Consider the following 26787-nt stretch of genomic DNA (forward strand, 5'->3'; position numbering starts at 1 on the left):
TGTCGCTGCCACTCCCCAGCATATTCGTTGCGCTCTGCGCAGCCGTCGTGATGTTTTTGGGCGGCACCGGATTCTGGATGTCGCTCGCTGTGCTCGTCGTCTGGCTGGCAACACTGTGGCTGGCACGCCCCGAACCGGTGGTCGAGACGCTCGATCGCGACGATGGCAGCGTGTCGCGTCAGGCGATGGTCGAATTGGTCGAGCCGTTCGGCCTTCCTGTTCTCATGCTTGATGGCCAGCGCATCGCCGCGGCCAATGCCGCTGCGCGAGAGGAACTGGGCGCGCATATCGTCGGGCAGGATGCCCGCGTGGCATTGCGCCATCCAGAAGCCATCAACCTGCTCAAGAAGCCGCAGGGCCGCGCACTCGTACGAGGGCTGACGGGCGCACGCTCCATCTGGCAGGTAAGCCGCGTGCCGATCGACGAGCGGTTCTCGCTGATCGAAATGGTCAACCGCACCGCCGAAGCCGACATCAGCCGCTCGCATACCGATTTCGTCGCCAACGCCAGTCATGAGCTGCGCACGCCGCTCGCCTCGATCATCGGCTATATCGAAACGCTTGCCGATCCCGATGCCAGGGTCGACGAGGCAACGACCGCCAAATTCCACGCAACAGTGCTGCGCGAAGCTCGTCGGCTGCAGAGCCTGGTCGAAGATCTCATGTCGCTCTCGCGGATCGAGGCCGAGAAGCACGAGCTTCCGCGCGATCGCATCGATCTGGGCCAGATGGTGGGCAGCATCGCCAGCGAAACTGCCATGACCGTCGGCGAAGGCCGGTTCGTGGTGCGCGCCGACGAAGGTGTGGTGCTTGGCGATCGTCAGCAACTGGATCAACTTGTCCGCAACCTGATCGACAACGCCTTGAAATATGGTGACCCGACACAGCCGGTCAGTGTCGACCTTGCCGTCCATGGGAGCGAGGCCGAACTCGTCGTGACCGACAAGGGCGAAGGCATCCACCCAGATCACCTGCCCTACCTGACCCGCCGTTTCTATCGCACCGATCCCGGACGCAGCCGTGCCGCTGGCGGCACGGGCCTTGGTCTCGCCATCGTCAAGCACATCGTGGAACGCCATCGCGGCAAGCTGGATATCGCTTCGACCTTGGGAGTTGGCACAACCGTCACGGTGCGAATCCCGCTGGCGCCGGCGGCGAATGTTTCCGCAGATTGACTGCGCATTTCCAGCCTTGTCATAAACCTGTCATGGAACCGTCGCATTGGGCCCTTGCCAACACGGATGAAGGCCAAAGACCCATGTCGAAGATTCGCACGATTTCGCTTTCCGCTGCTGCCCTTGGCGCGCTTGCCCTGGCCGGCTGCGGAAGCCAGCAAGCCGCTACCCGCGATCAGGTTCGCGCCGTCGGCTCTTCCACCGTCTATCCCTTCGCGAAGGCCGTTGCCGAATCGCTGGCCAAGTCCGATCCTTCGCTGAAATCGCCGATCATCGAATCGACGGGCACAGGCGCCGGCATGAAGCTGTTTTGCGCAGGTGTCGGCGCACAGCACCCCGATATCGAGAATGCGTCGCGCCGCATGAAGAAGTCCGAATTCGAGGACTGCCAGAAGAACGGCGTGAAGGACATTGTCGAAATCCAGGTTGGTCTCGACGGCGTTGCCTTTGCCGAAGCGCAAGGCGGCCCGGGCATCGCGCTGAGCCCGGAAGACGTTTACAAGGCGCTCGCCAAGAACCCCTATGGCAAGCCCAACACCGCCAAGACCTGGAAGGACGTCAATCCTTCGCTGCCGAACGAGCCGATCCTCGTCTACGGCCCACCGTCGACTTCGGGCACGCGCGATGCCCTCAAGGAACTGATCCTGACCAAGGGTTGCGACGAGAACGCCGAGATGAAGGCGCTCAAGGATAGTGACAAGGACAAGCACGACAAAGTCTGCAGCGAAGTGCGCGATGATGGCGCCTACGTCGACGCTGGTGAAAACGACAACCTGATCGTCCAGAAGATCGAGGCTAACCCGAAGGCCATCGGCATCTTCGGCTATTCCTACCTCGAAGAGAACAAGGGCCGTATCAAGGGCCTGACGATGAAGGGCGTCGAGCCGACCTACGCGACGATCTCGGACTTTTCCTATCCCGGTGCCCGCCCGCTCTACATCTATGTAAAGAAGGCGCACCTCAAGGCAATTCCCGGCCTGCAGGGCTTTGTCACCGAATGGTCAAAGCTGTGGGGCAAGGATGGCGCGCTTGCCAAGCTCGGCATGGTGGTTGCACCTGACGATGTGCTAGCGGGGAGCGCGAAGGCTGTTGCCGACCTGCCGGTCCTTGATGGTTCGCAGCTGAAGTAAGAATTGGAGTAAGTTGGGGGCCATGTCGTCATCCATCCTGCTTTTGCTCGCCTTCGGGTTGAGCCTGTTCGGTTGGCTGGCGGCACGCTCGCGCGCCTGGGCTTTCCGCAAGGCGGCGCCCGGGGTGCGCCTCCACTCGCTGCCGAACTTCCACGGCTGGTACGTCGCCCTGTGGATCGGCGTGCCAGCCCTGCTCTTTGCCGTGCTGTGGAACGCGATCAGCCCGACGCTGATCACCGGGCAGGTCCTGGCCGACCCGGCCGCCTCGTTGCTGCCCGGGTTCGGGTTCGAGCGCGAGACGATGCTGGCAGAAGCCCGCGCCGTTGCCGAAGGCCGCGCTTTCGGAGTGTTCAACGAGGAAGCGCAGGGGCTTGTCGCCCCGTTCCGCGCGGCGATCACGCTTTATGACTCCATCGGTCTTGTCGTGACGATCCTCGTCGCCTTTGCCGGTGGCGCATTTGCATTCCTGCGCCTCAAGCCCGATTTTACCGCCCGTACCCGCGTCGAACGCGCGGTCATGGCGCTGCTGCTAATCGCCTCGCTGGTGGCGATCCTGACAACGATCGGGATCATCGTCAGTCTGGTGTTCGAGACTGTGCGCTTCTTCGGCATGGTATCGCCGCTGGACTTCCTGTTCGGCACGCACTGGTCGCCAGACCCGATGAGTTCAGGCACGCCGGATGGAGCCGATTATGGCGCGATTCCGCTGTTCTGGGGCACGATCTACATCGGCGCGATCATCGCCATGATCGTCGCCATCCCGCTGGGTCTGATGAGCGCGATCTTCCTCACGCAGTATGCCAGCAGCGGCGTGCGCAAGGTGCTGAAGCCGCTGCTCGAAATCCTCGCCGGCGTGCCCACGGTGGTCTACGGCTATTTCGCGGCTCTCACCGTTGCCCCGATGGTGCGCGACGCGGCGCAGGCCATCGGCATATCCAGCGCATCGACCGAAAGCGCCGTGGCTGCGGGCCTTGTCATGGGCGTGATGATCATCCCGTTCGTCTCCTCGATGGCCGACGATTCCATCGCCGCCGTGCCGCAGGCCATGCGCGACGGCAGTCTTGCGATGGGTGCGACCACTTCGGAAACGATCCGCAAGGTGCTGATACCCGCTGCCCTGCCCGGCATCGTCGCCGGCGTGATGCTCGCGGTCAGCCGCGCCATCGGCGAAACCATGATCGTCGTCATGGCTGCAGGCGCTTCGGCCAATCTTACCGCCAACCCCTTTGAAAGCATGACCACCGTGACGTTCCAGATCGTCGCCATGCTGACCGGCGAAGGCAGCTTCGACCATCCCGCAACACTTTCTGCGTTCGCGCTCGGCATGGTCCTGTTCCTTGTCACCCTCACGCTGAACTTCATCGCCCTGCGCGTGGTGAAGCGCTACCGCGAAGCTTATGAGTGAGCCTGCGATGACCGAGACCACTTCAGACGTGCAGGCGCGCAGGCGGGCGCTGATGGACAAGGGGCTGGCGAAACGCCGCGCCGCCGACAGGCGCTTTCGCTGGCTCGGTTTTGTCGCCGTCGCCTTTTCGGCGCTGATGCTGGCATTCCTGCTGATCAACATGAGCTCGGCGGGCATCGCCGGTTTCCAGCGCAGCGAAGTGCGATTCGACATTCCGCTGGCGGGCTCGATGCAGATCGACGCCAAGCGCCTTGCCCAGCCCGATCCCATGGGCGGGCTGGAACTTGCAGGGCTGGAGAAGGTCGTCGGCAATGCTGCGAAGACCGCGCTCGGCCCCGAAGCCGACGACCTTGTCGGCCAGGGTGCCTGGCGCGAGGTCGCAACTGCCATTATCGCGGATCCCTCGCTGTTGGGCAGCACCTACAGCGCCTCGCTCCCTGCCAGCGACGACCTTGCTTCTGCACAGCGCGGCGAAGGTGAACCTGAAATGCAGCAGCTTGCCGGGAAGCTGGCAAGCGAAGGCAAGCTGGTCCGCGTGTTCGACAAGGGCTTCCTGAGCCGGTCGGATGCCACCAGCCCGCAGTCAGTAGGCATCTGGGGCGCCCTCAAGGGCTCGATCCTGACGATGTTCATCACGCTGGTCCTGGCCTTCCCGGTGGGCGTGCTGTCGGCTCTGTACCTGGAAGAATATGCGCCGAAGAACCGCTGGACCGAATGGATCGAAATTTCGATCAACAACCTGGCGGCAGTGCCGTCGATCATCTTCGGCCTGCTTGGCCTTGCCGTGTTCCTGGCCATCTTCCCGCACTACCGGTCAGCCCCGCTGATCGGCGGCATGACGCTGGCGCTGATGACCATGCCGGTCATCGTGATCTCCGGCCGCAATGCGATCAAGGCAGTGCCGCCGTCAATCCGGGATGCCGCGCTCGCCATCGGGGCCAGCAAGGTGCAGGTGGTGTTCAACCACGTGCTGCCTCTCGCCCTGCCCGGTATTCTCACCGGCACGATCATTGGCATGGCACGTGCGCTGGGCGAAACTGCGCCGCTGCTGATGATCGGCATGCGCGCCTTCGTGGCCAGCCCGCCTTCCGGCTTCACCGCGCCTTCCTCGGTGCTGCCGGTACAGATCTTCCTGTGGTCCGACGAGATCGACCGCGGCTTCGTCGAGCGCACCAGCGCGGCGATCGTCGTCCTGCTCGTCTTCCTTCTCCTGATGAACGGTCTTGCGATCTACCTGCGCAACCGTTTCGAAAAGCGGTGGTAAAATGAACGCTGAAGCGATCCAGACTGCAGTGAAGCAGGACGACAAGCCCTACTTCGATGCGCCGTCGAAGATGAGCGCGAAGAACGTCTCGGTGTTCTACGGCGAGAAGCGGGCGATTGACGACGTGTCCATCGAGATTCCGCAGCGCTATGTCACCGCGTTCATCGGCCCGTCGGGCTGCGGAAAGTCCACGTTCCTGCGCACGCTCAACCGCATGAACGACACGATCGCCAGCGCTCGGGTCGAAGGCGATATCCTGCTCGACGGCGAGGACATCTACAAGTCCGGCATGGACGTGGTGCAGCTACGCGCCCGCGTTGGCATGGTATTCCAGAAGCCGAACCCCTTCCCCAAGTCGATCTACGAAAACATCGCCTACGGCCCCAAGATCCACGGCATCACCGGCAGCAAGGCCGAGCTTGACGAGATCGTCGAGCAGTCGCTGCGCCGGGCCGGCCTGTGGGACGAGGTGAAGGATCGCCTGAACGACAGCGGCACCGCGCTCTCCGGGGGGCAGCAGCAACGCCTGTGCATCGCCCGCGCCATCGCCGTCGATCCCGAAGTCATCCTCATGGACGAGCCTTGCTCGGCACTGGACCCCATCGCCACTGCGCGGATCGAGGAGCTGATCGACGAGTTGCGTGGCCGCTATGCCATCGTCATCGTCACCCATTCAATGCAGCAGGCTGCGCGCGTATCGCAGCGGACAGCGTTCTTCCACCTTGGCAAGATCGTCGAATACGGCAAGACTTCCGATATCTTCACCAATCCGCGCGAGGAACGGACGAAGGACTACATCACCGGACGTTACGGGTAAGGGGAAGACATGGTGGCCGAACATACCGTCAAGGCTTTCGACGAGGACATCACCCGGCTGCGCGGCCTTGTCGCGGAAATGGGCGGCCTTGCTGAGCTGTCCGTGTCCGAGGCGATGGATGCGCTGCTGCGTGGCGACCATGACCTCGCCGCCGGCGTAATTGCGCGCGACAAGCGGATCGACCAGCTCGAAGCCGAAGTCGACAAGCTCGCCATCCGCGTCCTTGCCCTGCGCGCGCCAATGGCCGATGACCTGCGCGAAGTCATCGCCGCACTAAAGATCGCTGGCGTGATCGAGCGGATCGGCGATTACGCCAAGAATATCGCCAAGCGCGTCGGCATCATCGAAGGGCGCAAGCGTTTCGAACCGCTGACCCTGATTCCGGCGATGAACGACCTTGCCGCAGAGATGGTTCACGACGTGCTGACAGCCTTTGCAGCGCGCGATCCTGTTGCCGCGGCCGAGATCGTCCAGCGCGATGCCAAGGTCGATGCGTTCTACGATTCGATCTTCCGCAACCTCGTCTCGTTCATGGTCGAAAACCCCGCCACGATCAGCAGCGCTGCCCAGCTCCTGTTCGTCGCACGCAATATCGAGCGCATTGGCGACCATGCCACCAACATCGCCGAAATGGTCTACTATGCCGCCACGGGCATGAACCTGCCGGATCGCGAGGAAGTGCTGCCGCCAGCGTGAGGCCCTTTTGGGGTTTCGTCACAAGGCGGTAACATTGGTCGTGTCTTGGCAAACTGACCGTCAAGGAGGTTTGCGTGCCTGCTCCGAAGTTGCTGCTGGTTGAAGATGACACCGCCTTGGCCGAACTGGTCGAATACCGGTTTCGCGGCGAAGGCTACGACGTGCGCACCACCGACGACGGTGACGAGGCCCTGCTTCTCGCCGCCGAGGATGCCCCCGACCTCGTCCTGCTCGACTGGATGATCGGTGGCACCAGCGGCATCGAAGTATGCCGCCGGCTACGTCGCAACAAGGAGACGGCGCACGTTCCGATCATCATGCTCACTGCCCGCTCTGACGAAGACGATCGCATCCGCGGGCTTGAGATCGGCGCGGACGATTACGTCACCAAGCCCTTCTCCCCGCGCGAGCTGATCGCCCGCGTCGGCGCAGTCCTGCGCCGGGTGCGCCCGGCCCTGGCTGGTGAGACGATCACGGTCGGCGATCTGTCGCTCGACCCGACAGCACACCGCGTCATGCGTCGCGGCACACCGATGAAGGTCGGTCCGACCGAGTTTCGCCTGCTCAAGCACTTCATGGAACATCCCGGTCGCGTATTCTCGCGCGGACAGTTGCTCGACGCGGTTTGGGGAAGCGGCAGCGACATCGAGCTGCGCACGGTCGACGTCCACATCCGCCGCCTGCGTCAGGCCATTGCAATCCCCGGTGCGGCCGATCCCGTACGCACAGTGCGCTCGGCTGGCTATGCTCTGGAGGGCGTTTGACCGCTACTTGTCGATGCGGACCAGCACCGCGTTGTAATCGAGATCACCCGCCGGTTCGGTGCACGGCCCTTCCCGTCGGAACACGCAGTACTGCTGCTCGAACAGCGGCTTTTTCGGCGACATGCAGCCGACGAAGCGATAGGCTGGCGGCAACTCCCCCATGTGTTCGGCCGGTGCCACCGCAACGTTGTAGCGCGCCTGCGCCTGCGCCGCGATACGGGGAGCCTGCCGCCCCTCGATCAACAGCGTCTGCCCCTTGCGGTTGAGCACCGCGCGCGAGACGAACGGCACGTCACGGATGCGATAGGTTGCCAGCCCGCAGAAGTTCGGCTGGCTGCGCACGGTCCGCATAGCCCGCAGCGGCGCCTTGCCAACACCCCAGTTGATCACGAAAGGCTCTGTCGCCGCCACTTGCACCGATGCCGCCAGCCACAGGCCAAGGACGAGAGCAAGGCCCATCCGGCCCAGCTCACGCTTGCGCCTGGCGGCCAGGCGCTGCGCAAGATCGACCGAACCGATGGCGGCCACCTGTATCAGCAGCAGCACTGCAAGCAGTATGAAGCGATACTCCTTGTGGCCGATTGCCGAATGGATGGCGATCACCGCCGCTGCCGTTGCCACCAGCATGGGATAGCGCCTCGCCCCGAACAGGAGGGCAGGCACCAGCGCTACTGCGATCCACTGCCACTGCCAGATCAGTACCTGCAGATACCATTCCGGTGCCTCGACCCCGTAGGCATGGCTGCGGTTGGCGACGACATTGGCAAAGACATTGTTGTAGATCCAGACCAGCGGCATCTCGCCCATGGCAAGGTTGGCCAGCACGTCGCACAGCACACCGCCGGCTGCGCCGACCAGCAGCGGCAGCCATGCGCGACGCAGTTCAAACCGTCCGGCCCACAGGAACGGGATTGCCAAGGCCGGGCCGAGCGGAAACCGCGTGATGAAGCCAAGGCCCAGGAGGAACCCGCCGATCAGCGCGTCGCGGCGATTGCCTTGGTCACGAAAGCGCACCAGCAAGGCGAGACCGGGAAGGATGGCGAGGACCGAGAAAGTATCGCTCGAAGTGCGCGAGGCGAAGTAGGCAAAGTCCACCCAGACCGCGGCAACGAACCCGGCCGTTATCGCATGTGTCCGGCTGATCCGCACGCCAAGCGACCATCCGGCCCAGACCGTCCCCAACGATGCCACCGCCATGCACAGGCGCGGCAGGACCAGGTGCAACTCGCCAGCGGGATCGAGCGCATGCCCAAGCCCGACCGGCCCGACCATGACCAGCGGGATCAACCAGCTGCGAATGCCGAGGCGGATATCCCAGGTGCGGATCCAGTCGCCAGTTATCAAGCCGTAGGCCGGTTCGATATACTGCCAGATCTCGTCTGCGTGATGGTAGACGGTGAACAGCGAGATCGGAATGCGGAAGAAAAGCGCGAGGACCAGCAGCCATGCCAGCGCCGGGTCTATCCGACGCTGCCTTGTCTCCCCGCTCGTTCCAGCCCCCCCAGCCACAGTCAGTGCGGGAAGTAGGTCGTCAAATCGAGGTCGGCCACGGTGATCCAGCCATTGAAATAGTTAGCATAGAAGAACGCAAACATCGCGGCCGAAAGGATCGTCGCACGGATCGCGATCTTGCGCGGATTGAAGTTGCCAGGCGCACTGTCGGCCTGCCCGAGCACCTTCTCCTGCCCGAGCTCGTCATGCGTGCGCACGCCGAACGGGAGGACGATGAACGCCGCCATCACCCAGAACAGCCCGTAAATCGCAATGATCGACGTGATCTTCATGGGTTCAGCTTTCCCGCAGCAGCACTTGCACGACCGGCTTCTTGCCCGACCAGCGTTGTCCGGTGCGACGGACCGCCAGCCTGACGGCTTCTGCCACGGCCACTCGATCCCGTTTGCGATCGCCCTTCAGGTTCCGCACGGCCTGCGATGCCTCGACCTTGGCCTCCGCCACGAAGGCCTCCATGTCTTCGTCCAACGGAATGCCGATCGAGGCGATCTCCACGTCAGAAACCAGTTGCCCATCGTGCCGCACCGCAAGCGCCGCCGTGATCAGTCCGTTCTGCGAAAGCTTGCGTCGCGCAACAACGCCCTCGCCGTCGGCAGGGGCTATGATGTCGCCGTCGAGCACCAGACGTCCGGCGCGTTCTTCCGAAAGCTTCTTCGGACCATCGGGTGCAAGCCGGATCAAATCGCCGTTCTTCTGCAGGATCGCCTTCGGAATGCCTTCGTCCAGGCCGAGTTGTGCCTGCTCGGCCATGTGACGAATTTCGCCGTGGACGGGCACAAGGATCTCCGGCCGGATCCAGTCATACAGCGCCACCAGTTCGGGGCGACCGGGGTGGCCGGAGACATGGATCATTGACTGCCTGTCAGTCACGATCCGCACGCCCTTCTCTACCAGCGCATTCTGGATGCGCCCGATGGCAAGTTCATTTCCCGGGATCTGGCGGCTGGAGAACAGGACCACGTCGCCCTTCTCAAGCCGCACCGGGTGCTGATCGCCGGCAATGCGTGCCAGTGCCGCGCGCGGCTCACCTTGCCCACCTGTCGCCAGCACGAGCAGTTCGCCGCGTGGCACGTCCATTGCATCGTCGACATGGACCAGATCAGGGAAGTTCTTGAGATAGCCGCACGATTGCGCAACGCGGATGATACGGTCGAGCGAGCGGCCCGCAACGCACAACTTCCGATTGGTCGCCTCGGCCACCTCGCCCAGCGTCTGGAGGCGTGCCACGTTGGATGCGAAGGTGGTGACGACGACGCGACGCCCCTTCTGCGCGCCAACCGCCTCGAGCAACCCCGCCCGCACTTCGCCTTCCGAACCGGATGGCTTGGGATTGAACACGTTCGTGGAATCGCAGACCAGCGCCAGCACGCCCTCGTCACCGATAGCGGTCAATTCCTCCTCGGTCGCCGGGGTGCCGATGCGCGGTTCGTCGTCCAGCTTCCAGTCGCCGGTATGGAAGATGCGACCATGCGGGGTGTCGATGAGCAGCGCATTGCCTTCCGCAATCGAGTGCGCCAGCGGCACGTAGCGAATGCCGAATGGCCCCAGTTCGAAGCGATCGAGGTGATCAATGACGTTGAGCTCGACCTCTTCCTCGATCCCCGCTTCGACCAGCTTCTCATGCACCAGCTTGGCCGTGAAAGGCGTCGCATAAAGCGGCACGCCAAGGTCCTGTGCGAAGTACGGCACGGCGCCGATATGGTCTTCGTGCGCGTGCGTCAGGACGATACCGACAAGGTCATCGAGACGCTGCTCGATGAAATCGAGGTCCGCAAAAACCAGGTCGATCCCGGGGTAATACGGGTCGGCGAATGTCATGCCGAGGTCGACCATCAGCCACTTGCCGTCACACCCATAAAGGTTGACGTTCATCCCGATCTCGCCCGAGCCACCAAGGGCGAGGAAGAGGAGTTCCTTGGCAGGCTTCACGAATCAGACACTCTTTCAGCAAGGATGGCGAGGCCGTCGAGGGTAAGATCGGTATCCACGTGATCGAAAATCTCGGTATGCTCGTCAAACAGCACGGCGAGGCCGCCCGTCGCAATGATCTTGGCTGGGCGACCGATCTCTGAACGCAGCCGCGCGATCAGGCCTTCCATCATTGCGACATAGCCCCAGAACACGCCGATCTGCATCTGGTCTTCGGTGTTGCGACCAATGACCCGGCGGTCGTTGCCTCGCGGCGGCGCGATTGCAATGCGCGGCAGCTTTGCGGCTGCCGTCACCAACGCGTCGAGCGACAGGTTGATCCCGGGTGCGATGATCCCGCCCTTGTAGGCACCATTGAAGTCTACCACGTCGAATGTCGTGGCTGTGCCGAAATCGACGACGATCAGGTCACCAGCATACTTGGCGTGGGCCGCCACGGTATTGACGGCACGGTCTGCGCCAAGTGAGCGCGGCTCGTCAACATCTGCCTCGAAGCCCCATTCCACGGGAGCTTGCCCTGCGATCAGCGGATCGAGCCCGAAGTACTTTTGCGAAAGGACCTCGAGGTTGTGCTGCGCGCGCGGCACAACTGTCGAGATGATGATCTTGCTCACGGCTTTTCGGTCAAAACCCTGCAATTGCATGAGTTGCAACAGCCAAACTGCGTACTCGTCAGCCGTGCGGCGTGGATCGGTCGCAACACGCCAGCGTGACTTGATCTCGCGACCTTCGAACAGTGCGAAGACGATGTTGGTATTGCCGACGTCAACCGCCAGAAGCATGAGTTCCCACCATATCTATGTCGCCCGCGTGGATGGCACGGACCGCTCCGTCCGCCAAGCGAAGAAGGGCAACGCCGTCATCATCGATACCGGCAAACGCACCCATGATGGTGCCGTGGCCGCTATCCTTGACCGAAACAAGCGTCCCCGTGGGCAAGGCGCGGGAAATCCACTGCTGGCGCAGCAGCGGCCATTCGCCGTAGTGCCACCGGTCAACTGCATCGCCAAGCCGCGCAGCCAGATCGGCGGCAAACCGGTCGCGGGAAATGTCGATGCCGAAATCGCTCAGCGACGCCGTCGACCGGTCAGGTACTTGGGGTGCTTGCGCGAGGTTTACGCCAATTCCTATAACCACAGCATCACGCTGCCGCTCGAGCAAAATGCCCGCCAGCTTTGCATCACCAACAAGCAGGTCGTTCGGCCACTTCAGCCAGAGATCAGCCAGTGTCGGAGCGATGGCACTGACCGTCTCGTGCACAGCCAGCCCGGCAACCAGAGCCAGCGTCTGCGGCAACGGATCAGGACCACGAAGGTTGACGACCGTCGAACCCATGAAATTGCCGAAGCCGTCGCTCCATGCGCGCCCTGCGCGCCCGCGCCCAGCGCTTTGCCGGTCAGCAACCAGCCAATAACCTTCGGCCACGGCCTCTCCCCCGCCAAGGCGCGCGAGCAGCGCACCATTGGTCGAGGGAATTTCGGCGACGGTTTCGATCAAGTGATCAGCCGACCGGGAACAGCGCTGCGGCAGCGTATCCCGCGAGCGTATCGAGGCACTTGGTGCCAAGGTAGCCGAGCGGCGAGATTGCGAGGCTCGACAGCACCAGCAGCACGGTATGCGAAGTCTCGCCAGTGCCCTTCACCACATCCGCCGGTTCGTCGAAGTACATAACCTTGACGACCTTGAGGTAGTAGAACGCACCGATCACCGAGGCAGCGATGCCGATCGCGGCGAGCACGATCATGTCGGCCTGCACTGCGGCCTGGAACACCACGAACTTGCCCCAGAAGCCGAACAGCGGCGGAATACCGGCGAGGCTGAACATCACCGACGCCATGGCAAGGGCAATCCAGGGGCGCGTTTTCGAAAGGCCAGCCAGGTCGGAGATCGCTTCGACATGTTCACCGTTCTCGTCGCGCAGCAGCAGCACCGCGACAAAGCCTGCCACCGACATCGCAACGTAGATCGCAATGTAGACGAGCATTGCCGAGGCACCCGCACGCGTTGCCGTTGCAAGACCGATCAGGATGAAGCCGACGTTGTTGATCGACGAATAGGCCATCAGGCGCTTGATGTTGTTCTGCCCGATCGCCCCCAGCGCGCCGATCACGATCGACAGCAGCGAGGCGAAGATCACCACCTGTTGCCAGGCGTGCGGCTGGCTCCCGAATGCCTCGAAGCTGACGCGCATCAGCAGGCCCAGCGCCGAGACCTTCGACGCCGTGGCGAAGAACGTCGTTACCGGCGTCGGCGCGCCTTCGTAAACGTCAGGCGTCCACATGTGGAACGGCGCCGCGCTGATCTTGAAGGCAAGCCCTGCGAGCACGAAGATCAGGCCGAACGTCGCACCGGTCGACAGGCCGCCCGCAAGCGCAGCATTGATCCCGCCAAAGCTGGTCGTGCCGGTGAAGCCGTAGGTCAGGCTCATGCCGAACAGCAGGATACCCGAGGCCAGCGAGCCAAGCACAAAGTACTTGAGGCCGGATTCCGCCGACCGCTCGTCGGTGCGCAGGAACGAAGCCAACACATAGGACGCAAGGCTGTTCAGCTCGAGGCCGATGTAAAGCGCCAGCAGATCACCTGCAGACACCATCATGCCCATGCCGAGCGAGGCGAACAGCACGAGCAGCGGGAATTCCGCGCGCATTGCGCGAGCCTTGTCGAAGAACGACTGCGCAACGATCAGCGTCACGCCAGCACTGGCGTAGATCAGTAACTTGGCGAACGCGGCGAAGGCATCGGCGCGATGCTGGCCACCGAACGCAGCCACGTCCCGCCCCATCGCCTGCCCCCACAGCGCAGGCGCAGTAAGAATGGCGCAAACCGTAAGGACAGCAACGGCAAGGATCGAGATCAGGCGCGAGGCCTTGTCACCACCCCAAGCGGCGATCAGCAGCAGCACCAAGCCGGAAACCGAAAGCAGAATTTCGGGCGTGGTGAGCGCGAGCGAACGGGCGAAGTCCATCAGTGTGCCTCCCCGTGCGCGGCTTCATGTTCAGAATGGGCAGCAGCCATCGGCTTTCCAGCAGTTACTTGCGCATCGCCCTTGGGCTTGGCTTGCGCGAGGCGCGCATCGAGCGCGGCAATGTCCTTGCGCATCGGCGCGATGAAGCTTTCAGGGTACACGCCCATCCACAGCACCACAGCAGCAAGCGGAACCATCATCGCCCACTCGCGCTTGTCGAGATCGAGCATCGCGGCGGCATCGGCGTTCTTCTGCTCGCCATAGGCAATGCGACGATAAAGGTAGAGCATGTATGCCGCACCAAGGATGATCCCGGTGGTGCAAATCAGGGCAACCCAGCTCGAGATCTGGTAGACGCCCATCAGCGACAGGAACTCGCCAACGAAACCGCTCGTACCCGGAAGCCCGATCGAGGCCATCGTGAACAGCAGCAGGAACACCGCGTAATACGGCATGTTGATCGACAAGCCGCCATAGCGCGCAATTTCGCGCGTGTGCAGACGGTCGTAGATCACGCCGACGCTGAGGAACAGCGCGCCTGCAACCAGGCCGTGGCTCAGCATGATCAGCATCGAACCTTCGAGACCCTGTTGATTGAAGGCAAACAGGCCAATCGTCACGATCGCCATGTGCGCGACCGAGGAATAGGCGATCAGCTTCTTCATGTCGTGCTGCACCAACGCGATCAGCGAGGTGATGACCACGGCCGCCATCGACATGCCGAAGATCAGCGGCGCGAACTGCGCCGAGGCTTCGGGGAACATCGGCAGCGAAAAGCGGATGAAGCCATAGCCACCCATCTTCAGCAGGACACCCGCAAGGATCACCGAACCGCCGGTGGGCGCCTGCACGTGCGCGTCAGGCAGCCAGGTGTGGACCGGCCACATCGGCATCTTCACGGCAAAGCTCGCGAAGAAGGCCAGCCACAGCCAGGTCTGCGCCTGCACCGGGAAGTTGTAGGCCATCAGCGTCGGGATGTCGGTCGTGCCGGCTTCGTTCACCATCCAGAACATCGCGATCAGCATCAGCACCGAGCCGAGCAGCGTGTAGAGGAAGAACTTGTAGCTGGCGTAGATGCGCTCCGCCCCGCCCCACACGCCGATGATCAGGTACATCGGGATCAGGCCGGCCTCGAACATGATGTAGAACAGAAACAGGTCCTGCGCCGCGAACACGCCGATCATCAGCGTTTCCATGAGCAGGAACGCCGCGTAATACTCGCCCTGGCGCTTGTCGATCGAGGTCCAGCTGGCGCCGATGCAGATCGGCATCAGGAATACCGTCAGCGCGATCAGCAGCAGCGCGATGCCATCGATGCCGAGCTTCCACGAGAAGCCCGAGAAGATCGCGGCGCTTTCCGTGAATTGCCACTGCGCGCCGCCGATGTCGAACTGTGCCCAGAGGATCACCCCCAGAACGAAGTCGATCAAAGTGGCGACAAGCGCAACGGAACGCGCCTGTTCACGAGGAACGACAAGGCAGGCCACTGCCGCAACCAGCGGCACCAGCAGCATCAGCGAGAGGATCGGAAAACCGGTCATTGTGCGATCACCCAGCTGATCGCGCCGACAAGGCCGACGAGCATGACCAGCGCATAGCTATAGAGATACCCCGACTGGAGCTTGGCGGCGGCGCGGCTGCCTTGAGCGACGACCCAAGCGGCACCGTTCGGGCCGAAGCGATCGATCACGCCCTGGTCGACAACCTTCCAGAACACGCGGCCAAGCCACATCGCAGGAACGACGAAAACGTAGTGGTAAAGCTCGTCGAAGTACCACTTGTTGAGCAGGAACTTGTAGAGGAACCCGAACTGTTCGACGAACGCGGCCGGGAACTTCGTGTTCTTGATATAGGCGTACCAGGCGATCAGCAGGCCGGTGGCCATGACCGCGAACGGCGCCCACTTAACCCATGTCGGCACTGCGTGCATTGCATGGATCGTGTGTTCCGCGAACACGAGCGAGCCCTTCCAGAAATGTCCGGTGCCTTCGCTCACGAAGCTGTGATGGAAGACAAAGCCTGCCAGCACCGCGCCAAGCGACAGCACGCCCAGCGGAACCAGCATGTTCAGCGGGCTTTCATGCGGGTGATAGCCTGCCGTGCCATCGTTGTGCTCATCATGATGATGCGCATGCGCATGGTCATCGTGCCCGTGAGCATGATCGTCATGCCCATGAGCATCGTGTACCGCGTGCTGGATATGCTCGGATTGCTCCCAGCGCGGCTTGCCGAAGAAGGTCAGGAACACCAGACGCCACGAATAGAAGCTGGTCAGCAGCGCTGCAAAGATACCGATGAAGAAGGCAAAGTGCCCCAGTTCGGTGCCCTTGGCATAGGCCGCCTCAAGGATCGCGTCCTTCGAGTAAAAACCTGCAAAACCGAACACATCGACAATGCCGACGCCGGTGATCGCCAGCGTGCCCATCATCATCGCCCAGTAGGTAAGCGGAATGCTCTTACGCAGGCCGCCATAGTACAGCATGTCCTGCTCGTGGTGCATCGCGTGGATCACCGAACCGGCACCCAGGAACAGCAACGCCTTGAAGAAGGCGTGGGTGAACAGGTGGAACATCGCCGCGCCATAGGCCGAGACACCTGCCGCAAAGAACATATAGCCCAGCTGCGAGCAGGTCGAATAGGCGATCACGCGCTTGATGTCGGTCTGCGTCGTGCCCACGGTCGCCGCAAAGATGCACGTCATCGCGCCGATGAAGGTCACGAACGACAGCGCCGTTGGGCTGACTTCGAACATTGGCGACAGACGGCAGACCATGAACACGCCCGCTGTCACCATGGTGGCAGCGTGGATCAGCGCCGATACCGGAGTCGGGCCTTCCATCGCGTCAGGCAACCACGTGTGCAGACCAAGCTGCGCCGACTTGCCCATCGCGCCGATGAACAGCAGCAGGCACAGCACGGTCATAGTGTCGAAGCGGTAGCCAAGGAAACCGATGGTCGAGCCGGCCATGCCGGGCGCGGCTTCAAGGATCGCCGGGATCGACACTGTGCCGAACACCAGGAACGTCCCGAAGATGCCCATCATGAAGCCGAGGTCGCCGACGCGGTTGACCACGAAGGCCTTCATAGCGGCAGCGTTGGCGGAAGGCTTGCGGAACCAGAAGCCGATCAGAAGGTAGGAGGCGAGGCCCACGCCTTCCCAACCGAAGAACATCTGCACGAGGTTGTCCGCCGTCACCAGCATGAGCATGGCGAAGGTGAACAGCGACAGGTAGGCGAAGAAGCGCGGCTGATCCGGCTCCTCGCTCATGTAGCCCCACGAGTACAGGTGGACGAGCGCCGAGACGCTGGTGATGACCACCAGCATGACTGCCGTAAGCGTGTCGACCCGGAGCGCCCATGCGAAGTCGAGCGCGCCCGACTTGACCCAGTGCAGCACCGGAGTGACGCTTGCCTCGGCCGTTCCGCCCAGGAAAGAGATAAAGATCGGCCAGGACAGCGCGCACGAGATGAACAGCGCGCCAGTGGTCACCACCTTGGCCGGAACCGCGCCCAGCTTCTTGTTGCCGAGGCCTGCGACGATCGCTGCCAGAAGCGGCAGGAATACAATGATCAGGATGGAAGACATTGGTTCAGCCCTTCATCCGGTTGACATCGTCGACGGCAATGGTGCCGCGGCCACGGAAGTAGATGACGAGAATGGCAAGCCCGATTGCTGCCTCGCCCGCAGCCACCGTCAGCACGAACATCGCGAAGACCTGGCCGACAAGGTCGTGCAGGAACGCGCTGAACGCGACGAGGTTGAGGTTCACCGAAAGCAGGATCAGTTCGATCGCCATCAGGATGATGATGACGTTCTTCCGGTTGAGGAAGATGCCAAGCACGCCCAGCACGAACAGGATCGAGCTGACGACGAGGTAGTGTTCGATGCCGATCATCAGATCTGGACCCCCTTGCCCACTTCCGGCTGGAGATTGACGGTCGCCTCTTCCGGGCGACGTGCGTTCTGCTTCGAGACGTTCTGGCCACGCGTGTCGGTGCGCTGGCGATGCGTCAGCACGATCGCGCCGATCATCGCAACCAGCAGGACAATGCCCGCCGCTTCGAACAGGAACAGGTAGCGGCTGTAGAGCAGTGCACCGATGGCCTCGATGTTCGAGGCTTCGGCCAGCGGCGCGGCCGAGCCATCGGCCTTGCCCAGCGCAACCGACCCTGCACCGCGCACGATGAGGCCGACGAACAGCTCGACGAAAAGCACGACGGCCAGCGCCAGCCCGAGCGGGAAGTTCTTGATGAATCCGGCGCGCAGTTCGGCAAAGTCGATGTCGAGCATCATCACGACGAACAGGAACAGCACCGCAACCGCACCGACATAGACGATGACCAGCAGCATCGCGATGAACTCGGCGCCCACCAGCACCATCAGACCGGCGGCATTGAAGAACGCGAGGATCAACCAGAGCACCGAATGCACCGGATTGCGCGCAAGAATCGTCACCGCACCGCTGAAGATGCAGAGCGTGGCGAAGAGATAGAAGGCGAATACCTGGATCATCAGCGCGGCCCCCTAGCGATACGGCGCATCGGCTTCAAGGTTCGCGGCTATCGCCCGCTCCCACTTGTCCCCGTTCGCGAGCAGCTTTGCCTTGTCGTAGAGCAGCTCCTCGCGCGTTTCGGTCGCGTATTCGAAGTTCGGCCCCTCGACGATGGCATCGACCGGGCAGGCTTCCTGGCAGAAGCCGCAGAAGATGCACTTCGTCATGTCGATGTCGTAACGCGTGGTGCGGCGGCTGCCGTCCTCGCGCGGTTCGGCTTCGATCGTGATCGCCTGCGCCGGGCACACCGCCTCGCACAGCTTGCACGCGATGCAGCGCTCCTCGCCGTTGGGATAACGGCGCAGGGCATGTTCACCACGGAAGCGCGGGGAAAGCGGGTTCTTCTCGAACGGGTAGTTGATCGTCGCCTTGGGCTTGAAGAAATACTTCAAGGTCAGCCAGTGCGCCTTCACGAACTCCCAAAGGGTGAAGCTCTTGATGAGCTGTCCGACGGTCATGCGAAGTGTCCGGTAGCCATGAGGTAGCCGCTGACGAGGAACACGAACAGCAGCGATACGGGCAGGAAGATCTTCCAGCCCAGGCGCATCAGCTGGTCATAGCGATAGCGCGGGACGGTCGCCTTCACCCAGCTGAAGATGAAGAAGAAGAACAGGATCTTGAGCAGCAGCCAGACGAAGCCCGGCACGAGGTAGAGCACCGGAATGTCGAGCGGCGGCAGGTATCCGCCCCAGAACAGCACGGCGTTCAGCGCGCACATCAGCAGCACGTTGGCATATTCGCCCAGCCAGTAAAGCGCGAAGGCCATCGACGAGTATTCGGTCTGGTAACCGGCGACGAGCTCCGATTCCGCTTCGGTCAGGTCGAACGGCGCGCGTGCGGTTTCGGCCATGCCCGAGATCAGGAACATCACCCACATCGGGAACAGCAGCGGGTTCGCGACGAAACCGTTGATGATCCACACGTGGCTCTGCTGCGCCTTGACGATGTCGTTCAGATTGAACGTCCCCGCCCACAGCACCACGCAGATCAGGATGAAGCCGATCGAGACTTCGTAGGAGATCATCTGCGCCGAAGCGCGCATCGCCGAGAAGAACGGGTACTTCGAATTGGACGACCAGCCCGCGATCACCACCCCGTAAACGCCGAGTGACGAGATCGCCAGAACGTAGAGCAGGCCGACGTTGATGTTCGCCAGCACCGCGCCCGAATTGAACGGGATCACCGCCCAGGCCATCAGCGCGACGGTAAAGGTGATGATCGGCGCGATCAGGAACAGGCCCTTGTTCGCCGCCGAAGGAATGATGGTTTCCTGCAGGAACACCTTCAGACCGTCGGCGAACGACTGCAGCAGACCCAGCGGCCCCACCACGTTCGGCCCCTTGCGCAGCGCCATCGCCGCCCAGATCTTGCGGTCGGCATAAATGATCATGGCAACGCCGAGCATCAGCGGGAACGCGATCAGCAGGATCCCGCAGATGGTGGCAATGCCCCAGGCCCACTCGTACGAGAGGCCAAGACCCATGAAGAACTCGGTCATTCCGCGGCCTCCGCGAAGCTTGTCCCGTGGAGCAGTTCCGCCGAACAGCGCTGCAGCGTCGGGCTGGAACGGGCGATGGCGTTGGTCAGGTAGCGATCCTTGATCGGGTAACCCGCGATCACACCCTCAGCCCTGGCACCAGCGGGAGCCGAGGGCAGAGCACCGTAATCGGCCAGACCTTCCAAGCCCAGCGCCGGAACTTCGGCCACCATCGCGGCGCGAAGCTGCTCGAAGCTGTCGAAGCCTACCGAAACGCCAAGCGCGTCGGCCATGGCCCGCAGGATCGTCCAGTCCTCGCGGGCATCGCCCGGCGCGAACACGGCCTTTTCCGCATACTGCACGCGGCCTTCGGTGTTGACGTAAGTGCCGTCCTTCTCGCTGAACGCGGCGGCAGGCAGGATCACATCGGCAGCGTGCGCCGCCTTGTCACCATGATGGCCGATATGCACGATCATGCTGTCGGCAAACTTTGTAAAGTCCACCTCATCCGCACCCAGCGAGATGACCATCTTCGGCTTGGCCGCAACCAGATCGGCAAGGCCGCCCGTCTGCGCGTAGCCGAGCATCAGGCCACCCATGCGGCTCGCCGCCATGTGCACGACGTTGAAGCCGTTCCAGCCCTCACGCACCAGATTGAACTGTTCGGCAAAGGCGAGACCTGCGCCGAGAGCACCCTTGCCCAGAGCCGCGCCGCCAATGATGATCGCGGGCTTCTGCGCCGCACCGAAGGCATCGCTGACTTCGGCTGGCAGGTTGCCCAGCACCGCCAGATCATCACCCAGGAACGTCGCCGGATAGGTCGGGTCCCACTGCGGGCCGACCACGAAGACCTTCGCGCCCTTCTTCACCGCCTTGCGCAGGCGGGTGTTGAGCAGCGGCGCTTCATCGCGGATCATCGAACCCACGATCAGCACCGCGTCTGCATCCTCGATGCCAGCCAGGCCTGAGTTGAAGTTCACTGCCGCAAGGTTCGACGTGTCATAGGCCAGACCCGTCTGACGGCCTTCAAGCAGCGTGGAACCCAAGGCCCCTGCCAGCTTCTTGGCCGCAAACATCGTCTCGCAATCAACCAGATCGCCCGCGATCACCGCTACCGACGAACCCGGATTGATCTTTGCAACAGCCTCGAACGCCTCGGCCCAGGTCGCCGCGACCAGCTTGCCATCACGGCGCAGCCATGGCTTGTCGAGACGGCGCCGGGTCAGTCCGTCAACCATGTAGCGGCCACGGTCGGACAGCCATTCCTCATTCACGTCGTCGTTGACGCGCGGCAGGATGCGCAGCACTTCGCGGCCACGGCTGTCGAGCCGGATGTTAGAGCCCAGCGCGTCCGAAACGTCGATGGACAGCGTCTTCTTCAGCTCCCAAGGACGCGCTTCGAACGCATAGGGACGGCTCGTCAGAGCACCGACCGGACAGAGGTCGATCACGTTGGCGGAAAGCTCGTGCGCCGCAGCCTTTTCCAGATAGGTGGAAATCTGCATCGTCTCGCCGCGATAGAGCGCGCCGATCTCGTCCACGCCCGCTACTTCTTCACTGAAGCGCACGCAGCGGGTGCAGTGGATGCAGCGCGTCATCGTCGTCTTGATGAGCGGGCCCATGTACTTCTCGGTCACCGCGCGCTTGTTCTCGTGATAGCGCGAGGCACCACGACCATAGGCGACCGACTGGTCCTGCAGGTCGCACTCGCCACCCTGATCGCAGATCGGGCAATCGAGCGGGTGGTTGATCAGGAGAAATTCCATCACCCCTTCCCGCGCCTTCTTGACCATCTCGGAATCCGTGCGGATTTCCTGGCCTTCCGTGGCGGGCAGCGCGCAGGACGCCTGCGGCTTTGGCGGTCCGGGCTTCACTTCGACCAGGCACATGCGGCAATTGCCGGCAATGCTCAGCCGCTCGTGATAGCAGAAGCGCGGGATTTCCTTGCCGGCCAGCTCGCACGCCTGCAGGACAGTAGCGCCTGCCGGGACTTCGAGCTCTACGCCGTCGACTTTGACTTTAGGCATTATTCTGCTGCCTCTGACAGTTCTGGCCGAGCGTTCTCGGCAATCCGGCGCTCGATCTCAGGGCGGAAGTGGCGGATCAGGCCCTGGATCGGCCAGGCGGCCGCGTCACCCAGGGCGCAGATGGTGTGGCCTTCGACCTGCTTGGTCACGTTGAACAGCGTGTCGATTTCCTCGACATCCGCATCGCCGGTGCGCAGGCGTTCCATCACGCGCCACATCCACCCCGTTCCTTCGCGGCAGGGTGTGCACTGGCCGCAGCTTTCGTGCTTGTAGAAGTACGACAGGCGGCTGATCGCGCGGACAATGTCGGTGGACTTGTCCATGACGATGACAGCGGCAGTACCAAGGCCCGAGCCCAGCGCGCGCAGGCCATCGAAGTCCATCGGCGCGTCCCAGATTTCGGCCGCCGGAACCAGCGGAACCGACGAGCCGCCGGGGATCACGGCGAGGAGGTTGTCCTTGCCGCCACGGATGCCGCCGCAGTGCTTCTCGATCAGCTCGCTGAACGGGATGCTCATCTCTTCCTCGACGACGCAGGGCCGGTTCACGTGGCCGCTGATCTGGAAGAGCTTGGTGCCCTTGTTGTTCTCGCGACCGAACGAGGAGAACCACGAAGCGCCGCGACGCAGGATCGTCGGCGCAACCGCGATCGATTCGACGTTGTTCACCGTGGTCGGGCAGCCATAGAGGCCCGCGCCCGCCGGGAACGGCGGCTTGAGGCGGGGCTGGCCCTTCTTGCCTTCGAGGCTCTCGATCATCGCGGTCTCTTCGCCGCAGATATAGGCGCCCGCGCCGCGATGGACGAAGACGTCGAAATCGTAGCCCGACCCAGAGGCGTTCTTGCCGATCAGGCCGGCGTCATAAGCCTCCTGCACGGCGGCGAACAGTGTCTCGGCCTCGCGGATATATTCGCCGCGAATGTAGATGTAGGCGGCGCGCGCACGCATCGCATAGCCCGCGATCAGCGCGCCTTCGATCAGTTTGTGCGGATCGTGGCGGATGATCTCGCGGTCCTTGCACGAACCGGGTTCGGATTCGTCGGCGTTGATCACGAGGAAGCTGGGACGACCGTCCTTGCTCTCCTTGGGCATGAACGACCACTTCATGCCGGTGGGGAAGCCCGCACCGCCACGACCGCGCAGGCCCGAGGCCTTGATTTCCTCGATGATCGCGTCCTGCCCGCGCTCCATCAGGGCCTTGGTATTGTCCCAGTCCCCGCGCTGGCGTGCGGCGGCAAGGTTCCACGGCTGGAAACCGTAGACGTTGGTAAAGATGCGATCCTTGTCAGCGAGACTCACAGGGCACCTCTAATCGCAAAAATCCGCTCATCCTGAGCCTGTCGAAGGATGATGGCAAAACGCGACGGCAGCGGGCGGGCTTCGACAAGCTCAGCCTGAGCGGGGTTGGGATGTTGGTTCATCTTACCACTCCCCTCGGTAATCGTGGTTGGCGTCAACCATCGCCGTCAGGTTGCTGAGCGCACCCGCCGGTTCCACCGTATGACGGCCCGGCAGTTGCGTGCCGGTCTTCGGCTGCTTGCCTGCGGCCAGCTCGTCAAGGATGCGCTCCATGTCGGCGGGGGTCAGGTCTTCGTAGTTGTCGTCGTTGATCTGGACCATGGGAGCAGACGCACAGTTGCCCATGCACTCGACTTCGGTCAGCGTGAACATGCCGTCTGAGGTGGTGTGGCCCTTCTTCAGGCCCTTGCCCTTGCAGGCGGCCATGATGTCGTCCGACCCGCGCAGCATGCAGGGCGTGGTGCCGCAGACCTGCACGTGGAAACGCCCGATCGGGGCGATGTTGTACATCGTGTAGAACGTCGCCACCTCGACCACGCGGATCACCGGCATGTCGAGATACTTGGCCACGTATTCCATCACCGGGATCGGCAGCCAGCCTTGCGTGTTCAGCTCCGCCCCCACCTGGCGCTGCGCCAGATCGAGCAGCGGCATCACCGCCGAGCGCTGACGCCCCGCCGGATAGCGGCCGACGATGACCTTGGCCTGTTCAGCGTTCTCAGCCGTCCATTCGAAGCCACCCCAGCGGGCGCGTAGTTCGGGGCTGTCCGGTTCGATGAAGCGATCAGCCATTGGTCCGCCCCCGCTTGATCAGGATATCCTGCGCATAGTGGAACAGCTCGAACCCGCCAATGGCGGCGATCAGCATGGGCAGCGTCTCGGTCACCTTCGCGCCGAGCCAGAGTTCGCCGAAGTACCACGCGGCGAGCACGAGGCCCGTCAGCATGGCCCAGAGGCGCATGAGGTCAAACGTGGACTTCACCGGATAAACTCCACCCGAGAGCACTTGTCGCCCTCGAAAGAATAGACTGCGATCACATCGAACGGCTCGACCAGCGCCGAACCATCGGTCGCGGGACCGCGCGTCACATGCTCGCGCATCAGCACGTAGTTGCCGATGGCTTGCGCCTCGACGATCTCGGCATGGTTCTGCGGCCAGCGCGCGAACGCGGCGGCAAGGCCCGAGCGCGTGCCCTCCTTGCCCTCGCGCACCACATCCCCGCGATAGTTCGCCTCGCAGGCATCGTCGGTCATGTAGGAGACGTAAGTATCCACGTCCTGCGCGTTGTAGGCGGCGATCATCGCCTTCGCGGTTTCAAGGTTTGACATCAGAGCTGCCCCCTCAAGCGATGCTCTGCCCTCTGCATAAGCTCTTCCCAAGGATAAAAGCTTGGTCCAGTCCTGAGAACAATCCCAGCGGCTGCGGGAATAATCTCCACGGGGAAACGGTCGTCCGGGTAATCATTATCATCCATCGTCCGAACAATAATTTCACCGGGTCGGTCCGACCGAAGCCCCGCAACAACGTTGAATGTTTCGCCGCCAACAACCACGGGCTGTCGACAGAAAATCATCAGATCTTCGCCGCTCACCGGTCACACTCCCCGAACACCACGTCGATCGCGCCGAGGATGGCGGTGGCGTCGGGCAGCATGTGGCCCTTGCACATGAAGTCCATCGCCTGGAGGTGGCTGAACGCGGTCGGGCGGATCTTGCAGCGGTAGGGCTTGTTCGAACCGTCCGAGACCAGATAGACGCCGAATTCGCCCTTGGGGCTTTCGGTCGCCACATAGACTTCGCCCGCCGGAACGTGGAAGCCTTCGGTGTAGAGCTTGAAGTGATGGATCAGCGCTTCCATCGACTGCTTCATCTCGGCGCGCTTGGGCGGCACCACCTTGCGGTCTGTGCTGGCAATCGGGCCTTCGGGCATCTGCGCGATGCACTGGCGCATGATGCGGGCCGACTGGCGCACTTCCTCGACGCGGACCATGAAGCGGTCATAGCAGTCGCCGCTGGTGCCGACGGGAATGTCGAACTCCATGCGGTCATAGACGTCGTAGGGCTGGCTCTTGCGCAAGTCCCACGGAATGCCCGAACCACGGATCATCGGGCCGGAGAAGCCCCAGCGCAGCGCGTCTTCCTTGGAAACCACGGCGATGTCGACGTTGCGCTGCTTGAAGATGCGGTTGTCGACCACGAGGCTCATCGCGTCCTCGAACAGCGGGAACAGGCGGTCGTCAATCCAGTCCGCCATGTCGGTCAGCAGCTTGAGCGGCACGTCCTGGTGCACGCCGCCAGGGCGGAACCATGCCGAGTGCATGCGCGCTCCGCTAGCGCGCTCGAAGAAGTTGAGGCAGTCCTCGCGGATCTCGAACAGCCACAGGTTCGGCGTCATCGCGCCGACGTCCATGACGTGCGACCCGAGGTTAAGCATGTGGTTGCAGATTCGGGTCAGTTCCGCGAACAGCACGCGCAGGTACTGGGCGCGCAGCGGAACCTCGATGTTCAGCAGCTTTTCGACCGCGAGCACGTAGGAGTGCTCCATGGCCAGCGGCGAGCAGTAGTCGAGCCGGTCGAAGTAGGGCAGCGCCTGCAGGTAGGTCTTGTGCTCGATCAGCTTCTCGGTGCCGCGATGGAGCAGGCCGACGTGCGGGTCGATGCGTTCGATGATCTCGCCGTCAAGCTCCATGACCATGCGCAGCACGCCGTGCGCCGCCGGGTGCTGGGGCCCGAAGTTGATCGTGTAGTTGGAAATGACCTCGTCGCCGGTGGTCGGCGACTGTTCGAGGCTCAGGCTCATGCGCCTTCTCCATCGGTCTTCTTCGCGCGCGTCCGCTTGGGCTTGTCGGCCGCTTCGGTCGCGCCCTCGGTATCGGCAGTCTTCGTTGCGCGCGGCTTCTTCGCCGGGCGAGCCTCGGTCGGCTCGGGCGCATCGGGAGCGTCAATTTCAGTCTTCACCGCAACCGGCTCGCCCTGGCCCTGACCCGCGACAGTGCCGCCGGTGGCCTTCGCATCAGAAACCGGCTTGGCCGCCTCGGCATTGGCCTTCTCGCCAGCGCCGGTGTCGGCGGGCTTGTCGGTCGTCTTGGGCACGTCGCCCTTCGGATCGCCCTTGGTGTCGGGCTTGGTCGCCACCGGAGCCGGAGCAGGCGGCGGGGTCGCGGCCTTCTCGTCACCCGGCAGCACGTAGTCCGCACCTTCCCATGGGCTCATGAAGTCGAACTGGCGCAGATCCTGTGCCAGCTGCACCGGCTCATAGACCACGCGCTTGTCTTCTTCCGAATAGCGCAGCTCGACATAGCCGGTCAGCGGGAAGTCCTTGCGGAACGGGTGACCCTGGAAGCCGTAGTCGGTCAGGATGCGGCGCAGGTCCGAATTGCCCGAAAACAGCACGCCGAACATGTCGTAGACTTCGCGCTCGTACCAGCCGGCGTTCGGCCACAGCGTCGTCACGGTCGGCACCGGCGTCGCCTCATCGGTCGAGACCTTGACGATCACGCGGTGGTTCTTCGTCACCGAGAGCAGGCAGTAGCAGACGTCGAAGCGCTCGGCCCGCTGAGGGTAGTCGACGCCTGCGATGTCCATCAGCTGCTGGTATTCGTGATCGTCACGAAGCAGGCGCAGCGCATCCTCGACGCTGTCACGCGCGACGGTGAGCAGGATTTCGCCATGCTCCTCGTCTGCCGAAACCAGCATCGCGCCGAGCGCGGCCACCAGCGCATCCTTCACGCCCTCGTTCGAGGACCAGCGCGGCGCGGAGTGGAGAACGGTCATT

The 26787-nt window shown here is 62.9% G+C and carries 27 protein-coding genes; 7 read left to right on the forward strand and 20 right to left on the reverse strand.

What is annotated here, in order from left to right:
* Positions 1 to 77: 77 nt before the first annotated feature.
* The 7 genes from AC3WLM_RS02125 to phoB all read left to right on the forward strand — a co-directional run bounded on the left by AC3WLM_RS02125 (position 78) and on the right by phoB (position 7251).
* Positions 78 to 1175, forward strand: a complete 1098-nt coding sequence (locus AC3WLM_RS02125; RefSeq protein ID WP_492476459.1) for a sensor histidine kinase — start codon at positions 78 to 80, stop codon at positions 1173 to 1175.
* A gap of 83 nt (positions 1176 to 1258) precedes the next feature.
* Positions 1259 to 2305 carry a substrate-binding domain-containing protein gene (locus tag AC3WLM_RS02130; protein WP_492476460.1) on the forward strand — a complete coding sequence of 349 codons (1047 nt, stop codon included), beginning with the start codon at positions 1259 to 1261 and terminating at the stop codon, positions 2303 to 2305.
* Positions 2306 to 2327: 22 nt separating this feature from the next.
* Positions 2328 to 3710 carry a phosphate ABC transporter permease subunit PstC gene (gene pstC, locus AC3WLM_RS02135; protein WP_427465102.1) on the forward strand — a complete coding sequence of 461 codons (1383 nt, stop codon included), beginning with the start codon at positions 2328 to 2330 and terminating at the stop codon, positions 3708 to 3710.
* Between the two features lie 7 nt (positions 3711 to 3717).
* Positions 3718 to 4974, forward strand: coding sequence for a phosphate ABC transporter permease PstA (gene pstA / locus AC3WLM_RS02140; protein WP_492476461.1), 1257 nt, complete (start codon positions 3718 to 3720; stop codon positions 4972 to 4974).
* 1 nt (position 4975) lies between these two features.
* Positions 4976 to 5791: a phosphate ABC transporter ATP-binding protein PstB gene (gene pstB / locus AC3WLM_RS02145; RefSeq protein ID WP_062342130.1), complete on the forward strand. Its 816-nt coding sequence runs from the start codon at positions 4976 to 4978 to the stop codon at positions 5789 to 5791.
* A gap of 9 nt (positions 5792 to 5800) precedes the next feature.
* Positions 5801 to 6487, forward strand: a complete 687-nt coding sequence (gene phoU, locus AC3WLM_RS02150; protein ID WP_039331329.1) for a phosphate signaling complex protein PhoU — start codon at positions 5801 to 5803, stop codon at positions 6485 to 6487.
* Between the two features lie 74 nt (positions 6488 to 6561).
* Complete coding sequence (gene phoB, locus AC3WLM_RS02155) at positions 6562 to 7251, forward strand: phosphate regulon transcriptional regulator PhoB (protein WP_039331331.1); 690 nt, start codon at positions 6562 to 6564, stop codon at positions 7249 to 7251.
* A gap of 3 nt (positions 7252 to 7254) precedes the next feature.
* Here the strand turns inward: phoB and AC3WLM_RS02160 are convergent, their stop codons facing one another.
* From AC3WLM_RS02160 to AC3WLM_RS02255, 20 genes are all read right to left on the reverse strand, one after another.
* On the reverse strand, positions 7255 to 8760 hold the full coding sequence (locus AC3WLM_RS02160; protein ID WP_492476462.1) for a glycosyltransferase family protein: 1506 nt from the start codon (positions 8758 to 8760) through the stop codon (positions 7255 to 7257).
* A gap of 2 nt (positions 8761 to 8762) precedes the next feature.
* Positions 8763 to 9035: a DUF1467 family protein gene (locus tag AC3WLM_RS02165; protein WP_039331332.1), complete on the reverse strand. Its 273-nt coding sequence runs from the start codon at positions 9033 to 9035 to the stop codon at positions 8763 to 8765.
* A 4-nt stretch (positions 9036 to 9039) separates the two neighbouring features.
* Positions 9040 to 10692: a ribonuclease J gene (locus AC3WLM_RS02170; protein WP_062342126.1), complete on the reverse strand. Its 1653-nt coding sequence runs from the start codon at positions 10690 to 10692 to the stop codon at positions 9040 to 9042.
* Positions 10689 to 11474 carry a type III pantothenate kinase gene (locus tag AC3WLM_RS02175; RefSeq protein ID WP_039331337.1) on the reverse strand — a complete coding sequence of 262 codons (786 nt, stop codon included), beginning with the start codon at positions 11472 to 11474 and terminating at the stop codon, positions 10689 to 10691. The genes AC3WLM_RS02170 and AC3WLM_RS02175 overlap by 4 nt, the downstream gene beginning before the upstream one ends.
* On the reverse strand, positions 11458 to 12189 hold the full coding sequence (locus AC3WLM_RS02180; protein ID WP_492476463.1) for a biotin--[acetyl-CoA-carboxylase] ligase: 732 nt from the start codon (positions 12187 to 12189) through the stop codon (positions 11458 to 11460). Before AC3WLM_RS02180 ends, AC3WLM_RS02175 begins: the two co-directional genes overlap by 17 nt.
* A 4-nt stretch (positions 12190 to 12193) precedes the next feature.
* On the reverse strand, positions 12194 to 13657 hold the full coding sequence (nuoN, locus tag AC3WLM_RS02185; protein ID WP_492476464.1) for an NADH-quinone oxidoreductase subunit NuoN: 1464 nt from the start codon (positions 13655 to 13657) through the stop codon (positions 12194 to 12196).
* A complete protein-coding gene (locus tag AC3WLM_RS02190) occupies positions 13657 to 15198 on the reverse strand; it encodes an NADH-quinone oxidoreductase subunit M (protein ID WP_193828087.1) in 1542 nt (513 codons plus the stop codon). The genes nuoN and AC3WLM_RS02190 overlap by 1 nt, the downstream gene beginning before the upstream one ends.
* The gene (nuoL, locus tag AC3WLM_RS02195; protein ID WP_492476465.1) at positions 15195 to 17243 is read right to left on the reverse strand and encodes an NADH-quinone oxidoreductase subunit L; all 2049 of its coding nucleotides are present in this window, start codon (positions 17241 to 17243) and stop codon (positions 15195 to 15197) included. Before nuoL ends, AC3WLM_RS02190 begins: the two co-directional genes overlap by 4 nt.
* Before the next feature lie 4 nt (positions 17244 to 17247).
* Positions 17248 to 17553, reverse strand: a complete 306-nt coding sequence (nuoK, locus tag AC3WLM_RS02200; RefSeq protein WP_011445933.1) for an NADH-quinone oxidoreductase subunit NuoK — start codon at positions 17551 to 17553, stop codon at positions 17248 to 17250.
* On the reverse strand, positions 17553 to 18170 hold the full coding sequence (locus tag AC3WLM_RS02205) for an NADH-quinone oxidoreductase subunit J (RefSeq protein ID WP_039331347.1): 618 nt from the start codon (positions 18168 to 18170) through the stop codon (positions 17553 to 17555). Before AC3WLM_RS02205 ends, nuoK begins: the two co-directional genes overlap by 1 nt.
* 12 nt (positions 18171 to 18182) lie before the next feature.
* The gene (gene nuoI / locus AC3WLM_RS02210) at positions 18183 to 18668 is read right to left on the reverse strand and encodes an NADH-quinone oxidoreductase subunit NuoI (protein WP_039331348.1); all 486 of its coding nucleotides are present in this window, start codon (positions 18666 to 18668) and stop codon (positions 18183 to 18185) included.
* Positions 18665 to 19708, reverse strand: a complete 1044-nt coding sequence (gene nuoH, locus AC3WLM_RS02215; RefSeq protein ID WP_039331349.1) for an NADH-quinone oxidoreductase subunit NuoH — start codon at positions 19706 to 19708, stop codon at positions 18665 to 18667. Before nuoH ends, nuoI begins: the two co-directional genes overlap by 4 nt.
* Positions 19705 to 21714 carry an NADH-quinone oxidoreductase subunit NuoG gene (nuoG, locus tag AC3WLM_RS02220; protein WP_492476466.1) on the reverse strand — a complete coding sequence of 670 codons (2010 nt, stop codon included), beginning with the start codon at positions 21712 to 21714 and terminating at the stop codon, positions 19705 to 19707. Before nuoG ends, nuoH begins: the two co-directional genes overlap by 4 nt.
* Entirely contained in the window at positions 21714 to 23012 is a 1299-nt protein-coding gene (gene nuoF / locus AC3WLM_RS02225; RefSeq protein ID WP_492476467.1) for an NADH-quinone oxidoreductase subunit NuoF, read from the reverse strand. Before nuoF ends, nuoG begins: the two co-directional genes overlap by 1 nt.
* Positions 23013 to 23135: 123 nt before the next feature.
* Positions 23136 to 23804: a complex I 24 kDa subunit family protein gene (locus tag AC3WLM_RS02230; protein ID WP_492476468.1), complete on the reverse strand. Its 669-nt coding sequence runs from the start codon at positions 23802 to 23804 to the stop codon at positions 23136 to 23138.
* Complete coding sequence (locus AC3WLM_RS02235) at positions 23797 to 23994, reverse strand: hypothetical protein (RefSeq protein WP_492476469.1); 198 nt, start codon at positions 23992 to 23994, stop codon at positions 23797 to 23799. The genes AC3WLM_RS02230 and AC3WLM_RS02235 overlap by 8 nt, the downstream gene beginning before the upstream one ends.
* Positions 23991 to 24341 (reverse strand): nuclear transport factor 2 family protein, encoded by a 351-nt coding sequence (locus AC3WLM_RS02240; RefSeq protein ID WP_196274640.1) that lies wholly within the window; start codon positions 24339 to 24341, stop codon positions 23991 to 23993. Before AC3WLM_RS02240 ends, AC3WLM_RS02235 begins: the two co-directional genes overlap by 4 nt.
* Entirely contained in the window at positions 24341 to 24604 is a 264-nt protein-coding gene (locus AC3WLM_RS02245; protein ID WP_062342103.1) for a hypothetical protein, read from the reverse strand. Before AC3WLM_RS02245 ends, AC3WLM_RS02240 begins: the two co-directional genes overlap by 1 nt.
* Positions 24601 to 25812 carry an NADH-quinone oxidoreductase subunit D gene (locus AC3WLM_RS02250; protein WP_039331359.1) on the reverse strand — a complete coding sequence of 404 codons (1212 nt, stop codon included), beginning with the start codon at positions 25810 to 25812 and terminating at the stop codon, positions 24601 to 24603. The genes AC3WLM_RS02245 and AC3WLM_RS02250 overlap by 4 nt, the downstream gene beginning before the upstream one ends.
* Positions 25809 to 26786 carry an NADH-quinone oxidoreductase subunit C gene (locus tag AC3WLM_RS02255; protein WP_492476470.1) on the reverse strand — a complete coding sequence of 326 codons (978 nt, stop codon included), beginning with the start codon at positions 26784 to 26786 and terminating at the stop codon, positions 25809 to 25811. Before AC3WLM_RS02255 ends, AC3WLM_RS02250 begins: the two co-directional genes overlap by 4 nt.
* Position 26787: the final 1 nt, after the last annotated feature.

Source organism: Novosphingobium sp. FW305-C-30-35, assembly GCF_058783135.1.

Excerpts from the sequence above, each read along its gene's own strand:
- nuoH (WP_039331349.1), bottom strand. The coding sequence starts at position 19,708 with ATGACCGAGTTCTTCATGGGTCTTGGCCTCTCGTACGAGTGGGCCTGG.
- nuoL (WP_492476465.1), bottom strand. The coding sequence starts at position 17,243 with ATGTCTTCCATCCTGATCATTGTATTCCTGCCGCTTCTGGCAGCGATC.
- AC3WLM_RS02240 (WP_196274640.1), bottom strand. The coding sequence starts at position 24,341 with ATGTCAAACCTTGAAACCGCGAAGGCGATGATCGCCGCCTACAACGCG.
- pstA (WP_492476461.1), top strand. The coding sequence starts at position 3,718 with ATGACCGAGACCACTTCAGACGTGCAGGCGCGCAGGCGGGCGCTGATG.
- AC3WLM_RS02175 (WP_039331337.1), bottom strand. The coding sequence starts at position 11,474 with ATGCTTCTGGCGGTTGACGTCGGCAATACCAACATCGTCTTCGCACTG.
- AC3WLM_RS02255 (WP_492476470.1), bottom strand. The coding sequence starts at position 26,786 with ATGACCGTTCTCCACTCCGCGCCGCGCTGGTCCTCGAACGAGGGCGTG.
- AC3WLM_RS02125 (WP_492476459.1), top strand. The coding sequence starts at position 78 with ATGTCGCTCGCTGTGCTCGTCGTCTGGCTGGCAACACTGTGGCTGGCA.
- nuoN (WP_492476464.1), bottom strand. The coding sequence starts at position 13,657 with ATGGACTTCGCCCGTTCGCTCGCGCTCACCACGCCCGAAATTCTGCTT.
- nuoI (WP_039331348.1), bottom strand. The coding sequence starts at position 18,668 with ATGACCGTCGGACAGCTCATCAAGAGCTTCACCCTTTGGGAGTTCGTG.
- pstC (WP_427465102.1), top strand. The coding sequence starts at position 2,328 with ATGTCGTCATCCATCCTGCTTTTGCTCGCCTTCGGGTTGAGCCTGTTC.
- AC3WLM_RS02250 (WP_039331359.1), bottom strand. The coding sequence starts at position 25,812 with ATGAGCCTGAGCCTCGAACAGTCGCCGACCACCGGCGACGAGGTCATT.
- phoU (WP_039331329.1), top strand. The coding sequence starts at position 5,801 with ATGGTGGCCGAACATACCGTCAAGGCTTTCGACGAGGACATCACCCGG.
- AC3WLM_RS02165 (WP_039331332.1), bottom strand. The coding sequence starts at position 9,035 with ATGAAGATCACGTCGATCATTGCGATTTACGGGCTGTTCTGGGTGATG.
- AC3WLM_RS02230 (WP_492476468.1), bottom strand. The coding sequence starts at position 23,804 with ATGGCTGATCGCTTCATCGAACCGGACAGCCCCGAACTACGCGCCCGC.
- nuoG (WP_492476466.1), bottom strand. The coding sequence starts at position 21,714 with ATGCCTAAAGTCAAAGTCGACGGCGTAGAGCTCGAAGTCCCGGCAGGC.
- AC3WLM_RS02190 (WP_193828087.1), bottom strand. The coding sequence starts at position 15,198 with ATGACCGGTTTTCCGATCCTCTCGCTGATGCTGCTGGTGCCGCTGGTT.
- AC3WLM_RS02205 (WP_039331347.1), bottom strand. The coding sequence starts at position 18,170 with ATGATCCAGGTATTCGCCTTCTATCTCTTCGCCACGCTCTGCATCTTC.
- pstB (WP_062342130.1), top strand. The coding sequence starts at position 4,976 with ATGAACGCTGAAGCGATCCAGACTGCAGTGAAGCAGGACGACAAGCCC.
- nuoK (WP_011445933.1), bottom strand. The coding sequence starts at position 17,553 with ATGATCGGCATCGAACACTACCTCGTCGTCAGCTCGATCCTGTTCGTG.
- AC3WLM_RS02130 (WP_492476460.1), top strand. The coding sequence starts at position 1,259 with ATGTCGAAGATTCGCACGATTTCGCTTTCCGCTGCTGCCCTTGGCGCG.